This is a genomic window from Pirellulales bacterium (assembly GCA_036267355.1).
Lineage (GTDB): Bacteria > Planctomycetota > Planctomycetia > Pirellulales > DATAWG01 > DATAWG01.
Genome location: DATAWG010000042.1, coordinates 1 through 15,373 on the forward strand (window position 1 = coordinate 1; position 15,373 = coordinate 15,373).

General features: G+C 60.2%; 13 protein-coding genes and 1 pseudogene. 9 read left to right on the top strand and 5 right to left on the bottom strand.

Annotated elements, in window-relative coordinates; translation table 11 throughout:
• The first annotated feature begins 71 nt into the window (after positions 1-71).
• Both VHX65_06840 and VHX65_06845 read left to right on the top strand, forming a co-directional pair.
• Positions 72-386 carry a transposase gene (locus tag VHX65_06840; protein HEX3998246.1) on the top strand — a complete coding sequence of 105 codons (315 nt, stop codon included), beginning with the start codon at positions 72-74 and terminating at the stop codon, positions 384-386.
• 53 nt (positions 387-439) lie between these two features.
• A pseudogene (locus tag VHX65_06845) lies at positions 440-1,351 on the top strand (IS3 family transposase).
• Positions 1,352-1,856: 505 nt separating this feature from the next.
• Here the strand turns inward: VHX65_06845 and VHX65_06850 are convergent.
• Entirely contained in the window at positions 1,857-3,476 is a 1,620-nt protein-coding gene (locus tag VHX65_06850; protein ID HEX3998247.1) for a terminase TerL endonuclease subunit, read from the bottom strand.
• On the bottom strand, positions 3,476-3,940 hold the full coding sequence (locus tag VHX65_06855; protein HEX3998248.1) for a phage terminase small subunit P27 family: 465 nt from the start codon (positions 3,938-3,940) through the stop codon (positions 3,476-3,478). Before VHX65_06855 ends, VHX65_06850 begins: the two co-directional genes overlap by 1 nt.
• A 628-nt stretch (positions 3,941-4,568) precedes the next feature.
• On the opposite strand from VHX65_06855, the gene VHX65_06860 reads away from it, so the two are divergent.
• The gene (locus tag VHX65_06860) at positions 4,569-4,904 is read left to right on the top strand and encodes a hypothetical protein (protein HEX3998249.1); all 336 of its coding nucleotides are present in this window, start codon (positions 4,569-4,571) and stop codon (positions 4,902-4,904) included.
• A gap of 125 nt (positions 4,905-5,029) precedes the next feature.
• Here VHX65_06860 and VHX65_06865 read toward each other — a convergent pair whose 3' ends face one another.
• Entirely contained in the window at positions 5,030-6,376 is a 1,347-nt protein-coding gene (locus VHX65_06865) for a DNA modification methylase (GenBank protein HEX3998250.1), read from the bottom strand.
• A gap of 602 nt (positions 6,377-6,978) precedes the next feature.
• Complete coding sequence (locus VHX65_06870; GenBank protein ID HEX3998251.1) at positions 6,979-7,560, bottom strand: helix-turn-helix domain-containing protein; 582 nt, start codon at positions 7,558-7,560, stop codon at positions 6,979-6,981.
• Between VHX65_06870 and VHX65_06875 the strand changes: the two genes are divergently transcribed.
• Positions 7,525-8,172 (top strand): hypothetical protein, encoded by a 648-nt coding sequence (locus tag VHX65_06875; protein HEX3998252.1) that lies wholly within the window; start codon positions 7,525-7,527, stop codon positions 8,170-8,172. The two genes, VHX65_06870 and VHX65_06875, sit on opposite strands and share 36 nt — an antisense overlap.
• A 428-nt stretch (positions 8,173-8,600) precedes the next feature.
• On the opposite strand, the gene VHX65_06880 is transcribed toward VHX65_06875, so the two are convergent.
• The gene (locus VHX65_06880) at positions 8,601-8,858 is read right to left on the bottom strand and encodes a hypothetical protein (protein ID HEX3998253.1); all 258 of its coding nucleotides are present in this window, start codon (positions 8,856-8,858) and stop codon (positions 8,601-8,603) included.
• Between VHX65_06880 and VHX65_06885 the strand changes: the two genes are divergently transcribed.
• From VHX65_06885 to VHX65_06905, 5 genes are all read left to right on the top strand, one after another.
• Positions 8,846-9,289 carry a DNA-processing protein DprA gene (locus VHX65_06885; protein ID HEX3998254.1) on the top strand — a complete coding sequence of 148 codons (444 nt, stop codon included), beginning with the start codon at positions 8,846-8,848 and terminating at the stop codon, positions 9,287-9,289. The two genes, VHX65_06880 and VHX65_06885, sit on opposite strands and share 13 nt — an antisense overlap.
• A 238-nt stretch (positions 9,290-9,527) precedes the next feature.
• A complete protein-coding gene (locus tag VHX65_06890) occupies positions 9,528-10,181 on the top strand; it encodes a hypothetical protein (protein HEX3998255.1) in 654 nt (217 codons plus the stop codon).
• A 281-nt stretch (positions 10,182-10,462) separates the two neighbouring features.
• Complete coding sequence (locus VHX65_06895) at positions 10,463-13,024, top strand: ATP-dependent Clp protease ATP-binding subunit (GenBank protein HEX3998256.1); 2,562 nt, start codon at positions 10,463-10,465, stop codon at positions 13,022-13,024.
• 389 nt (positions 13,025-13,413) lie between these two features.
• Positions 13,414-14,289 (top strand): ABC transporter permease, encoded by an 876-nt coding sequence (locus VHX65_06900; GenBank protein ID HEX3998257.1) that lies wholly within the window; start codon positions 13,414-13,416, stop codon positions 14,287-14,289.
• A gap of 138 nt (positions 14,290-14,427) precedes the next feature.
• Positions 14,428-15,267, top strand: coding sequence for an ATP-binding cassette domain-containing protein (locus VHX65_06905; protein ID HEX3998258.1), 840 nt, complete (start codon positions 14,428-14,430; stop codon positions 15,265-15,267).
• The last annotated feature ends 106 nt before the right edge of the window (positions 15,268-15,373 follow it).

The window sequence follows — 15,373 nt, forward strand, 5'->3', positions numbered from 1 at the left end:
TGTCTTGCTTCACACGGAACTGGAATGTCCGGCCGGTTGGGTTAGCATAAACCTAACCGGAGGAACATTCCATGAGTCGAAGTCGTAGACATTTCAACCCCGAGCAGAAGGCCGAGGTCGTTCGCCGGCATCTGAGCGACAAAGTGCCCGTTTCCAATCTGGCCGATGAGTTGCAAGTCCAGCCCACGTTGATCCACCTGTGGGTCAAGCATGTGCTCGACCATGCCGCGGCCGCCTTCGAACGGCCAGCCGACAATCGGCGGGCCGAGGATGCCAAGGACCGCCGCATCAACCAACTCGAAGCCAAGCTCGTCAAGAAGAACGAGGTCGTGGCCGAACTGATGGAGGCCCACGTCCAGTTAAAAAAAGAACTTGGGGAACTCTAAAAGGAAGCTGGGTTCCCCACGATACCCGCGACGAGGTCGTCGACTTCGTCACCTACTGGACCGACCGCGCCGAATTGCCCGTCAAACTCCTCGTGCTCTGGCTGGGCGTCGCACTGTCGAAGTTCTACGACTGGCGCCAGCGCTACGGCAAGGTCAACGAACACAACGCCCTGATCCCCCGCGACGATTGGCTCCAGGCTTGGGAGAAACAAGCCATCCTCGACTTCCACGACCGCCATCCGCTGGAAGGTTATCGCCGGCTGACGTTCATGATGCTCGATGCCGACATCGTCGCCGTCAGCCCGTCGAGCGCCTACCGGGTGCTCAAGCAAGCCGGCCGCTTGGATCGCCATTGGCTGAAACCGTCGAAGAAAGGCACGGGATTCGTGCAACCGTTGGCGGCCCACGACCATTGGCACGTGGACATGTCCTACATCAACGTGGCCGGCACGTTCTACTTCCTCACCTCCATTCTTGACGGCTACAGCCGGTTCATCGTCCACTCGGAGTTGCGCGAGCGGATGACCGAATGCGACACGGAAATCGTGATCCAACGGGCACGGGAAAAAGATCCCAACGCCCGACCACGGATCATCAGCGACAACGGTCCGCAGTTCATCGCCAAGGAGTTCAAGGAGTTCATCCGCATCGGCGGCATGACGCATGTGCGCACCAGTCCCTACTATCCGCAGAGCAATGGCAAGCTCGAACGTTGGCACGGATCGCTCAAACGTGAATGCATCCGGCCGGCGGCGCCGCAGTCGGCCGAAGACGCCCGACAGCGCGTGGCCGGCTACGTCGAGCATTACAACACCGTGCGGCTGCACGGCGCCCTCGGCTACGTCACTCCGGCCGACAAACTGGCCGGACGCGAACGGCAAATCTGGGACGCGCGAGACGCCAAGCTTGAAGCCGCGCGAGAAACGAGGGCCGTCGCACGCCAAGCTCAACCAACCGTTGCTTGACGATCGCCAGCAGCCTAACATGACCAATGGCCTGGATGGAGGATAGGGCAACGCAGGAGTGCGACCCGAGCGCCGATCCAGGGGCCAAGACCGAAGGGCGGGCGATGTCCACTCGCGGCGCCGCCCGACCTCCCTTCGGGATTGGCGCCAAAGCGATAAACTCTCGCGGCACGATGCCGCGAATGCCGCGGCAGGATGCCCTTCAACACTCGCTAACGCCAATCAGCCAACATTCCAGTTCACGCTGAACCAGGACAGTCGGGCATGGCGGCAGATCATCGCGCGAAGAACGCACAGAGCACGCTGTATACATGGTTACAGAATTCAGCGTGTTTCCTCGTGCACGCCATTTGCAGCCCTCGCCCCCAGCCGCTACCAGGCTGAGGTGGTAATCAAATACCTTTCAGTTTGGTGAACTCGGTTAGAGCCGCTGGCGGGTCGTGAGTTGCTTGTTGGGTTTGTTGGGCATAACGAAGATCCTCGCGCTGCACGGAAAGCAATTGATTCAGACATAGATTCCCCACGTCGGCTCGCTGTTCGGTTCCCCTGTCACGCCCAGCCCCATGATCAGGGCCACGATCCCGTCGACCCGCTCGCGGCTGCGCTTCTTGGAGGGCTTCCAATTGTCGGCCGCGTCGGTTTCGAGCGAAACGTTGTTGGCCATCCAGCGCAGCACCGGGTTGCCGCCATGCGCCAACTGCTCGGAGAGCACGAGCTGCTCGAGCCGCTTGGTCGGTGCGTTCATGCTCATATAGCCCTGGCCGAACGCGACCATCTCGAACCCGTCCCCTTCGAGCTGCGAGGCCAACTGAGTGGCGTTCCAGCGGTCGATGGCGATGCCGCGGATCGCAAAGCGCTGGCCCAACTCGTTGATCCGCACCCGAATCCGGTCGTAATCGATCACTTCGCCCGGCGTGGCCTGGATAAATCCCTGCCGGACCCATTCGGTATATGGCACTCGGTCCCTACGTTCACGAAGGCGCGCGCCGTCTTCCGGAATCCAGAAAAACGGCAAGACCGCGAACCGGTCTTCCAACGGAAACACCAACACGAACGCTGATAAATCGGTCGTGCTGGAGAGGTCGAGCCCGCCCCAACAGTCCTTGCCATCGAGAGTTTCCTGCGGCTCCCCGCCACACGCATTCCACTTGTCGAGGCTCAGCCAGCGCGTCTCCGATTCGACCCATTGGTTCAGCCGATAGCGGCGAAACGAATTCTCCTTGGCCGGCGATTCTTGCGCCTCGCGGCAGTCCTCGGCGAACTGATCTTCGCTCACCGTGACGCCGAACCCCGGATTCGCTTTCCGCCAGACCGCCGGGTCGGTCCAGTCGTCGTCTAGAGCGGCGGCCTTGATGAACGCGAAGAACGCCGAATCGTGAATCACGCCCGACAAGACCTGCTCGGCATAGGCGTGCTGTTCCCAGCAGATCGAATGCCGGTCGAAGCCGGCGGTGGTGATGCTCAATAACAGCGGCTGGCGGCGCGAAGCACCGGCATAGCGGAGCGTGTCCCACAGATCGCGAGAACGCTGCGCATGCAGCTCGTCGATCAGCACGGCATGGGCGTTGAGGCCTTCCTTCGTCGGCACTTCGGCCGACAATGCGCGATAGAACGAGCGCGTGCGGGGAAACGTAATGCGTTTGGTCGAGCGGATCACCTCCAATCGGCCGCTCAATGCCGGCGAGCTTTCCACCATGTTGGCCGCTTCGTTGAACACGATCGAGGCTTGATCGCGGTCGACCGCCGCGCTGTAGACCTCGGCGCCGGCTTCATGGTCGCCGGCCAGCAAGTACAAGCTCAGGCCCGAGAAAATCGTGCTTTTGCCGTTCTTCTTCGGCACCTCGATGTAGCCCCGGCGGAAACGGCGCGTCCCGTCCGCGCGCTTCCAACCGAACAGCGGCGCGATGACCGACTCCCATTGCCAGTCGAGCAGTTCGAACGGCTGCTTGGCCCATTGGCCCTTCGAGTGGCGCAGGAACTTTACGAAGAAGTCGCGGACCCGCTCGGCGGCCGGCAGGTCGAACGTGCAGCCTTCCAGAACGGCTTGCTCGTCGGCCTCGCCGCGAATCCATTCGGCCCAACCGGCAGCGCGGGCCTCGGCGAGCTTCTGGGCCAACTCATTCATCAACCGGTCTCCGTGAAGCGATCAAACTCCGAGGCCGGATCGTTCCCGCCCGAGATGCGAATGCGGCTGCGGCTGGAAGGGGTCAGCCCGAACTCGACCAGAAACTTCCGCATGGTTTCCACCGCCTGGTCAGCGATCGTCAAATAGGGGCTCTTCATCGGAAAACCCTTGTCGGGCGATTTGACGATCGGGCCATGCTTCTTGACCTGGGCTTCGGCATTCCGCCAGCGGCCCCAAGCGGTGCAGTAGGCGGCCAGCGCCGCCCGATCGGCCCGGCTCAATACGCCCATCTCCCGCAGCTCGGGAACGATGCGGTTCCACTCCAAAAGCGCTTCGTCGTCGAGCCCGTCGGGCGGCTCCGGAACGCCTGCCAATGTACCCGGCTCGCGGTCGTTAATCGTTCGCTTGCCAGGGTTTCCGTCGAGCAGCTTGAGCACGGTCGGCTTCGGTTTCCTACCCCTCATAGGTTACTCCTGAATCCCTCAGAATCCCCCCTACCCTAAATTCGCGGAAACGCGCGTTTCGGGGGACGTGTGGTAAGCCATTGATACTGCTAGACTTATGACTCCCCCCAGGGTATTCGTCCCGTGGCGGGTGTGCGAACTGGTTCGCTCGTTCGCGGTTCGTTCTCTGCTGATCCGTGATTGCTCCCTCGCGGTGCCCATACTTCCGCAGGTCGGCCGACGTCTTTCGCCGATGGCAGTCGCCGCACAAGACCTGAGTGTTGCCCAATGCCAAACGCCAATCGGGACGCACGTAGATCGGCACGATGTGATCGACGGTGGACGACGACGCGAGGACGTCGAGCCGCAGGCAATCCTGGCACAGATAGAAGTCCAACCGTCGTCGTAGTGCTGCGACCTTGCTCCATGCTGCGTCGTAGCCACGCTCGTATGCGGTACCGCGACGGTCGTCGGCGTTCCGCCAAGCGGAGGCGGCGTGCTGTTCGCAGTAACGGCTCCGCGTCGGGCGTCGACAGCCGGGATAGCGACAGAGGGTTTTCAGGCGTGGGGGCATGCTGATCGTTGACCGGTTTCGTTGACACACCTAGATTCGGGGGCAGCATGAAAATCGATTCGTTCGGAGCAGCCAATGTTTGCTTCGATTCTCTACACCGGAAGCGGCATGTTCGTCGTCGGAATCTGCGCCGGCTGTTTTATCTTCATGGAAATAGCGGTAAATAAATTGTTCGATAACGACCGGTATTACGCGGCGCACGGCTGGCCGAAACTGGCAGCCTTCTGGGTCGCGGCCGCACTGACGTGGCTCTTCTGCCGATATCTGGGCGATGAAGACGACGATCTCAAAATCGGTGAGCGAACGCTTCTGCGGCACGGCGAGAACACGATGCTGCTCGTGCCGATCCGATATTGGCCGATTCTGTTTTTCGTGCTGGGCATCGTCTTTTCCTTCATTCATGACAAGTGACGCGGCGTTGCAATTCGAAATTGGTGGGCTATCATTTGTTCTGTGAGCGGCGTACCTGCCCCATCGCCGTTCACATTGCCCCTTGTTTGAGCTTGCTCGCAAGGGGTTTTTTATTGCGCCGGGTGTCATCGCATGCTCAACTCCCGCGGCTTCATGGGCAGCGGCGATTCTCCGGTGCGTTCGAGGATGGCCGGCTTGCCCGTGAACCGTTGGAAGCGGTCCGCGATGACGTCACAGTACGGCGGATCGATCTCCATCAAGAACGCCTTGCGGCCGGTCTGCTCCGCGGCAATCAGCGTGCTGCCGCTTCCGCCGAACAGGTCGAGCACGTTCTCTCCTGGCCTCGACGAGAACTGCATCGCCCGCACGGCGAGTTCGGCTGGTTTGGCCGTTAAATGTTCCATGCTCTGGGGGTTGATTTTCTTCACATGCCAAAGATCGGTTGCGTTGTTCGGGCCGAGGTAGACGTGCGCCGCCCCTTCTCGCCACCCGTAAAAACAGATTTCAAACGCGCCCATGAAGTCCTTGCGTGTCAGCACCGGATGCTGCTTGTCCCACACAACGCCTTGCGAGAAGTAGAGGCCGTTCTTTTTCAGCACCGGCGGATAGTTGCCGAGGTTCGCGTAGCCGCCCCAGATATAGAAGCCACGACCGGGCGTTAGCACGCGGGCCATATTGCCGAACCACGCGTGCAGTAGTCGATCGAACTCGCCTTCGCTGACGAAGTCGTTGGCCAGCGGTCGATCCTTGGCCCTCATCTTCTTGTGCGTCGCCTTTGCCTTCTCGGGATGGCGTTCCAAGTCGAACTTCTGGTGGTGCTTGTTCGGATTCGCAAAGCTACTGTTGCCCGCGGCGATCGCGTTGTTGCTGCGTGGCTCGACCTTGACGTTATACGGCGGGTCCGTATTGACCAGATGGATCGTAGCACCGTTGAGAAGCCGATCCACATCCTCGGCCTTGCTGCTGTCGGCGCAGAGCAAACGATGGTCGCCCAAAATCCAAAGATCACCCGGCTGCGTCGTCGCTTCGTCTGGAGGCTCGGGCACCTCGTCCGGATCGCAGAGGCCTTCCTGCAAATCGCCGCTGAGCAGCTTGTCGAGTTCGTCCTGGTCGAAGCCCAACAGCGACATGTCGAATTCGAGATTCTGCAAGTCTTGCAGTTCCAGGGGCAGCAGGTCGAAATCCCATTCGGCGAGCGTATTCGTCTGGTTGTCGGCGATCCGGTAGGCCTTGATCTGGGCCGGCGTCAGATCGGTGGCGACGTGGACCGGGACTGTTTCCAGGCCAAGCTTCTGCGCGGCCTTCCAGCGTGTGTGGCCGACGATGATCGCGCCTTCGGCATCGACGACAATCGGCTGGCGAACGCCGAATTCCTTCAGAGACGCTGCAACGGCATCCACGGCGGCGTCGTTGACGCGGGGATTGTTGGCGTAGGGCTTGATGCCGGACGTTTTCCGCAACTCGATCTTCATCGGAGCGCACCTTTAGCACAGGGTTATGTGCTGGTGGACTCCGAGATGCGGAGTGCGGCCCCGGCAATCCAGGGCGGCGGGCAGGCGGACCAGAGAAACCGCGTGCCTCTTCTTATTTTCCATTGTATCGTGGTAGTTCGCTTTCGTCACGGTATGGACTGGCGGTGGCGGCTTGACATTAAACCACCGGGTGGTTTAATTTCCGCCATGCCTACGATCGGGGCGATTGTTGATCGGCTGCTGCCAACTGGCTCAAACCGCACCGCTGGGAGGCGACGGCATCGACGCGATCAATGCCCAAGATGGCCTCCTGACGCATTTGCCGTCACGCTAGCCGGCTGAATCGCCGGTCTATTTGTGTTTGGCTGAAAGCCAATTGGTCGGAATGTTGCTGCAGGTAGCCCGATGATAGCAGTTCGAATCCGACGACCATTCCGCCCGGCAAACCCGGATCTTCACTCTAACGCCATCGACTTCGACGATCCGCGATGCGCTGGTCGCGAGCGGATCTCGCGGGCTCCGAGATGCGGAGTGCGGCCCGGCAATCCAGGGCGGCGGGCAGGCGGACCACATAATGGCCGACCTTTACGGTTGGCAATTGTCTATTGCATGCCAAATGTCGAACTGAATCGAGTTTGTGTTCCTATCGACAAGTCAGTGATCTGCTTCCCTTCAGGCAACTTGCCAAGGAAATCAGGGCCACGAAGCCGAGCCGCTCGACGATTCTTCGGTTCCTGCCGGCTACGTTCGAGGAAAGCGTACAGATCCCTTTCGGCGATGCGATACCGGTTTTCCCTTGACGTACCGCCCACGTTCACCGCCGCCAGATGTCCGTAAGCAATCAACTGTCGAACATGGTCGTCAGTCGTGCCAAGGTATTCAGCGACTTGGCTTATCTTGATCCGCCTACGCCCATTCTCTTCCGGCTCTTTGAATTTGAAAAAATCGATGACGTCCCTGCGCTGTGAAGGCTGTTGTCGTCTGCCGTGACTTCGCAGCGGCTCGACATTGACTCGCCTGCGCTCCAGAAATTTCTCTAGTGCCTCTGCTGGGACTCGGAGCCGCCGTTTCTTTCCTCGCCGCAGGCTAACGTCTACCGCGGCCAATTCGCCGGAGTCGACAAAACGGACCACAGTCGGAGAGCCGACTTGCAACATTTCAGCGACCTGTTTGATCGTGTACATCGTCGGACCTTTCTCGGCGGCTCGATTGACTGGGAGGGCGAGCTCGCCACGGACTTTGATTTGGCCTGCATAGTTTCCTGCGTTTGTCCAGGATGGCAAGACAAACTGTGCTCAAATTGGCGTCTGTTCACGCCGGCCGCCGTCGGCGAACATCTAGCAGTGGGACCGCCCACGATCTCGGGGCTGGCCACGACTGCTAGGGCCCGGCAAAATGGCCGCGCTTGTAATCCGCGTTTCACCGTTGCAACAATGGAGAAAGCTATGTCGCGAAATCGCAGGCGTCCGACCTACTACCACGTACACTGCCTGCGAGATGGCACGATCATCGCTGCCTACCCGGTTCGCAAGCCAACGCCCCACACACTGAAGCGTGACAACCGGCGAATCGACGACGACAACGTTTGCGCAGAATACGACACGTCCGGCGACCAATTGCGCGATGTTAAGAACGACGGACGCACACGATTTCAGGACATCATTTCCAACGCGCTGAACGTGCGCCGGGCAGTTCGCCAGTTGGTCATCCCTCATTTGAATGAACTCGCATCGCAGCTTGCCGCCATCAGCGCCCACCTCGAACGACTTGCAGACGCATCAGAAAGCGGCCGCTAGCCGCTTCGCGAGACGGTTATGTCTCCAGGTGCTAGGTGTCAGCCTCGAATGAATGTCGCCCCCGACGGGGCAGTGATCGCGATCCGGCTACGGCGTCCATTCCGGCCGATATACCGGACTTCCATCTGAACCCCATCGACCTCGACGATCCGTGATTCGCCCTCGTGATACCAGTCAATGCATTGGCTAGTCTTTGCCGGCTCACGCTCTTGGCGGCCGGCGACGTCTTGCGGAGAAACTTGGCTAGGTCGTTCGTCATCCATGATCGGCCTCTCAGCTAAAGACCAAAGAAGGGGTTTTTGCGCCGTCGGCACGAAGACGGCGTTCGGCGGCGCACGGTTGCCGGAGCCCGAGGGTGGGACGTTTGCCCACCGTGGGCGCAGGGCCGCGACAGGCCGCAAACGTGTGTGTCGTGGCGCGAACGTGGGCTAGGCATCGGCACCTCCTACGGTGCCGGCGTGATCGCGGAACAGACGGTGCTCGAATGTCCGCCGGCACTTCCCGGTCAGCCGCATCCACTCGCCTACCTGCTCGCGGCGGCTCTTGAATCGAGCCAGAAGGTCTTTGATCAAAAGCGTTTCCGCCGTGTGGTCTGCCCGATGCTTCGCGACGGGTGCCGTGACTGGCTCATAGTCGCCTGCGGTAAAGCCGAGCGAACCGTTTGTTCCCAACAGTGGCGCTGACACTGGGGGTCGTGGTAGTCGAAGCGTCGGTGCGATCCGGGGCGTTGATCACGGCTCGGCATGCGATGGAGCAGGGGCGCGAAGTTTTCGCCGTGCCGGGCCCCGTCGACAGCCCCTCGTCGCAAGGCTGTCATCGGCTGATCCGCGACGGCGCAAAACTCGTCGAGAAAGTCGACGACATTCTGGAAGAACTCGGCCCTTTGGCCCAGCCGGCCCAATCGTCCGACGGTCAAGCCATCCATCATCCCGCCGAGTTGCTCTTGAACGACACGGAGCGGGTAGTGCTCGCCACGATCGATCGGCAGCCGACTCCGATCGATCGGATCATCACGGCAAGCGGTCTGGCTGCCGCTCAAGTGTTGTCGACGCTGAGTGTATTGGAAATGCGTCGCTTGATTCGCCGCGTAAGCGGCAATCTGGTCGCTCGGCCCTGAACCATGCGATGGCCGCGGCGTCAGTTATTGTCGCGCGACCGGCGATCCCGGCGGATTTTGTCGGTCCCGTGGGACGAAAGACCAAGCTGCTAGCAGGCGTCAAAATCGGAGCTGTTGCATAACTCCAAGCCTGCCTTTTACTTGCCTTGTACGATACCGTGGGCGGGATTAGAATCCCGGAGCCCGGAGGGGTCGCCCGGGGCTCTGGGCGTCGTGGCGAACACGGAGGTTTCTTCGCATGCGACAACTTCGATGGCTTACGCTTGTATGGCCGGGCGGGCCGCAACTCTGGTTTGCCGGGGCTTGGTCCGGATTGGCAATTGCCATCGGCTTTGGGGCGCTTTTGGACCTAGGGTTGTTGGTGAGCCGTATGTGGACCGAACTGTTCGGCCTAGCCGCGCAAACGGCGATTTGGCTGGTTTTGGCAGCCACGTGGATCGCGGCCGCTGCCCTGTCTCGGCGATGGGTGGCACGGCTCCAGATCGGGCGGCTGCGGTCGGCCGACGACAAGTTGTCGCTCGACTGGTTTGTCCAGGCCCGCGAGGAATACCTCAAAGGGAATTGGTTCGAAGCAGAAACCGTGCTGGGCCGTCTACTCGACCGCAACGTACTAGACATTGAAGCGCGGCTGTTGCGAGCGAATCTGTTGTTTCGCACCGCTCGGAAGAGAGAGGCGGCAAGCGAACTCGATCGGCTGGCCCGGGCGGAAGGAAGCGAGATTTGGCGGGTGGAAATGGCCCGGCTCCGGTCGCGATTGGTGGAAGTGGACGGTTCCAACGCCGCAACCGGCACGAGCGCGAATGACGATAGAAAGGCGGGAAGCAGCGTAGCGGAAAGTCGTGAACTGCATTCCGAAATCGCTCCGGCCACAGTCGCCAAAAAAGCCGCCTAAGGCCAACCGCAGCGAGGCGACTTGACTGAGGTGTGATAATCCACTGGGTTAATAGAGCCGTCGCATGAAAAAGCGAACAAGGGGAACGACGGTTCGGAAAAATCCGGGTAAATCACGGAACATCAATTGCTCCATGACTTTGTTTGCGGCAATGGACTGCCAAAATCGATCAACTTATCAAGCGATCCAATCACTTGAACACATCGCGAACTCGACTGCCACAAAGCTAAGCAGTTAACTGCCAGAATGCGGCAGATGTCCCCTTTGGGAGATTTCATTCTATGTACGAGCGATTTACGGACCGGGCCAGGAAGGTGATGCAACTGGCCAACCAAGAAGCCCAGCGATTCAACCACGAATACATCGGCACCGAACATGTACTGCTCGGGCTGATCAAGGAAGGCAGCGGCGTCGCGGCCAACGTGCTCAAGAACCTCGATATCGATCTGCGCAAGATCCGCCTGGAGGTGGAAAAGCTCGTCCAAAGCGGGCCCGACATGGTCACGATGGGCAAGCTGCCGCAAACGCCCCGCGCAAAAAAGGTCATCGAGTATTCGATGGAAGAAGCGCGGAATCTGAATCACAACTACGTCGGCACCGAGCACATTCTCCTCGGCCTGCTCCGAGAGCAAGAAGGTGTCGCGGCCCAGGTGTTGATGAACCTCGGCCTGAAGCTTGAAGATGTGCGCGAGGAAGTGCTTAATCTCTTGGGCCACGGCATTGAAGGCGCCGAAGGGGGTGAGCGGGGCGGCGTCGAACGCGGCGGTGCGCCCGAAGGAGGCACCAGCGCGAAGAGCGGCAAGTCGAAAACTCCCGCGCTTGATAGCTTCGGCCGCGATCTCACCGAATTAGCCCGGCAAGGCAAGCTCGACCCCGTGATCGGCCGCGAAAAAGAAATCGAACGAGCGATTCAAATCCTCTGCCGCCGGACGAAAAATAACCCCGTGCTCTTGGGCGAAGCGGGCGTCGGCAAGACGGCCATCGTCGAGGGCTTTGCCCAACGCGTGGTCGATGGCAATGTGCCCGAACTGTTGGCAGACCGGCGGATCGTTGTGTTGGATCTGGCGATGATGGTGGCCGGCACGAAGTATCGCGGTCAGTTCGAAGAGCGGATCAAGGCGGTGATGAACGAAGTTCGCCGCGCGAAGAACACGATCCTGTTCATCGACGAATTGCACACGCTCGTCGGCGCCGGCGGCGCGGAAGGAGCCATCGACGCCTCGAACGTGCTCAAGCCGGCCTTGGCCCGCGGCGAAATCCAATGCATCGGCGCCACGACGCTCGACGAGTATCGCAAGTACATCGAGAAAGACAGCGCGTTGGATCGCCGCTTTCAGTTGGTGATCGTCGAGCCTTCGACGAAGTCGGAAACGATCGAAATCCTCAAGGGCTTGCGCGATCGGTATGAAACGCACCACCGGGTGCAAATCACCGACGACGCGCTCGAGGCGGCCGTCGAGTTGTCGAGCCGCTATATCACGGCCCGCTGCCTGCCGGATAAAGCAATCGACGTGATCGACGAATCGGGTGCCCGCGTGCGGCTCAAGGCCATGACCAAGCCGCCGGATTTGAAAGAGATCGACGACGAAGTCGACCGCCTGAACAAGGAGAAAGAGGAAGCGGTTGCCAATCAGGATTTCGAAAAGGCGGCCGCCCTTCGCGATCAGGCGGACAAGCTCAAAAAGAAAAAGCAATCGATCACCCGCGATTGGCGCGAGCGCTCGCGCGAGGCCGACGGGGTGGTGGACGAAGAGGTCGTCGCGGAAGTCGTGTCCAAGATGACCGGCATCCCGCTCACGCGGATGAGCACGGAAGACAGCATGCGGCTCATGCAGATGGAATCGGAGTTGCACAAGCGCGTCATCAGCCAGGATGAAGCGATCAGCAGCGTGTCGAAGGCCGTCAGACGCAGCCGTAGCGGGTTGAACGATCCGAAGCGGCCCACCGGGTGCTTTATCTTCGCCGGGCCCACCGGCGTCGGAAAGACGCTATTGGCCAAAGCGCTGGCGGAGTTCATGTTCGGCGATGAAGACGCGCTGATCCAGATCGACATGAGCGAATATATGGAGAAGCACAATGTCAGCCGGCTGATCGGCGCGCCGCCGGGCTACGTGGGCTTCGAAGAGGGTGGGCAATTGACCGAGAAAATCCGCCGCCGGCCGTATGCGGTCGTGCTGCTCGATGAAATCGAGAAGGCCCATCCCGACGTGTTCAACATGCTCTTGCAGGTGATGGAAGAAGGGCGGTTGACCGACAGCTTCGGCCGAAATGTCGACTTCCGCAATGCGATCCTGATTCTAACCACCAACGCAGGGGCCGAGGCCATCAAAAATGAATCGTCGTTCGGCTTCCAAAAGCCCGACGACGACGCGTCGTACGACAGCATGAAGCAGCGCGTCAAGGAACGGATCGAGAAGGTCTTCCGGCCCGAGTTCTTGAACCGCATCGACGACGTGATCGTGTTCAAGCACCTCACGGTCGACGATTTGAAAAACGTGATCGATATTGAGCTGTCAAAGGTTCGTCTGCGGCTCGGCGAGCGCGGCCTGAAGCTGGTGCTCACCGATGCGGCCAAGACGTTCCTCATCAAGAAGGGATCCGACACCGATTTCGGAGCTCGTCCGCTTCGCCGGGCGATCGAAAACTTCGTGCAGGATCCGCTTTCCGAAGAATTGCTCAAGGGCGAATTCACCGGCAAGAACTTGATCACGGTCGACACGAAAGAAGTCGGCGGCAAGAAACAGCTCTACTTCATCGGTACATCGACGGAAGGCGAGACGGCAACCGTCGGCGCCGCTTCCGAAGGGAGCGCCAGCGCCACCGACTCCGGCGCAACCGCCTAGAACGCCGCGTTCCTATCGTGAAGTCGTCAAGCCCAGGGAAGGCCCCTTGGTCGTCTGCCACAAATTCAGACGCCCCTGGCCTTCCCTGGGTTTTTTCGCGCGCCAGCACGCCCTCAATTCCACTCCAACCCGCAAACCTTCCTCAAGCCCCACCGTTTGACATTCCGAAGATAGAGCGGCGATAGTAGGTTTTGTGCTCGCCGTGAATTCTCGCCGCAAGCACCGCTAGCGAAAGGCTGCTTTGTCGCGGCGTTTCGCCCCGAGCTCGCAGCGCGAAGCAAGGAAGTTGCTCGCCACGTTGCCAACACGAACCCGAAGCGTTAGCGAGGGAGCACCAAGCGGTGCGCTACCGGCGCTTCGTGCTAACACTCGCGAAAGCCGCTCATATCATGTCCACATCATCCACGACAAGCCGCCGCAAAACTGGCATCGGCGCTACGATCGCGCTGGGAATTGCCACTTGGGTGGCCGACCTCGGCGAACTGATCATCAACTGGCTGGCAACGCTGGGCGACATTGCCATCTTCTCGTTCCGCACGCTGGTGTGGATGTTTGCCCGTTTGCCGCGGCGAGAAACATTGTTGCCGGCGTTTTATCAAGTCGGCGTGCTCAGCTTGCCGGTCGTGGCCATCACCGGCACGTTCATCGGCATGGTGCTCGCCGAACAAAGCTACTACCAATTCGCCCAATTGCATTTGCAAACACGGCTCGGGTCGATCATCAATATGTCGCTGGTGCGCGAGCTTGGGCCGGTGCTGGCGGCGACGATGCTGGCCGGCCGCGTCGGCAGCGCGATGGCCGCCGAGCTCGGCACGATGCGTGTCACCGAGCAGATCGACGCGTTGAGCAGCATGGGCGCCAATCCGATTGCTTATCTCGTGGTGCCGCGGTTCATGGCGTGTTTGTTGTTGATTCCGATGCTCACGATCATGGCCGACTTCATGGGCGTCGTCGGTGGGTTTTTTTACAGCGTCCAGATTCTGCACATCGATTGGCATCATTATTGGGCGAACTCGTCGAATTTCGTCGGTGATTTCGATTTGTTTTCGGGGATCGTGAAGAGCCTATTTTTCGGAGCCGCGATTGCCGTCATCAGTTGCCATCGCGGCTTTCATTGCGATCCGGGTGCGGAAGGAGTTGGCCGCGCGGCCACGAATGCGTTCGTGTATTCCTTCATCGTGATCTTGATCCTCGATCTTTTCTTGGGCATCTTCCTCGGCTCGGTGTACAACATGTTGTGGCCCGAACCGGTCAATTTGTTGTGACACATTTACTGTAATAGGCACACTCCGTGTGCCCTCCGTGCTGCTCATTGCTTAAAGCGTCACAGGAGGCAGACGGCACACGGAGTGTGCCTGCTACGTTGCTCGCGGCTCCGCATCGACCCATCGGCCAAACCATCCATGCCGCCCACCGCTCCAAAACCGCCGAAAGACGATCGCCCGCTCATCGAAGCGCGGGATCTGAGCGTTCGCTTCGGACGTCAGCCGGTGCTGCGGCAAATCAATTTGAGCGTGCCGCGCGGGCAAACGCTCGTCGTCATCGGCGAAAGCGGCTGCGGCAAAACGGTTTTGCTCAAGAGCCTTATCGGTCTGGTGCGGCCGACGCAGGGAACCGTGGTTTTCGACGGCCAAAACTTGGCCGCACTCAACGACCGCGAACTGGCGCGGCAGCGGATTCGCTTCGGCTTCGTGTTTCAGGGCGCGGCGCTGTTCGACAGCCTCACCGTGGCCCAAAACGTCGCCTTTCCGCTCCGGCAGCAGGCCGAATATGACGATGCGCGAATTCGCCGGGCCGTGCTCGACCGGTTGGCCGATGTCGGTTTGCCGGAAAATATTTTGTACAAGAAACCTGCCGAGCTTTCCGGCGGCATGCGGAAGCGAGTCGGGCTCGCGCGGGCGCAAATCATGTCGCCCGAGGTGATCCTCTACGACGAACCGACCACCGGCTTGGACCCGATCATGAGCGCCGTGATCAACGAACTGATCCTCCGCACGCGGAATCGCATTCCGGTCACGAACGTCGTGGTGACGCACGACATGCAAACCGTGGCCAAGGTGGCTGATCGCGTGGTCATGCTGCACCCGCTCTCCCGATTGAAAGGCGATGAGCCGCAAGTGATTTTCGACGGCAAACCAGCCGATCTGGAGCGGAGCCCCGATCCGCGGGTCAGGCAATTCGTGCGCGGCGAAGCCGGCGAACGACTGATGGAAATGGGCGAACGGCAAACAGCGGCAACGTAGCAGGCACATTCCATGTGCCGTTGCGGCACAGCAGGATACTCCGTTTGAAATCGACGGCCCACGGCGGACGGCACGCGGAGCGTGCCTGCTCCAATTATTAAAACAG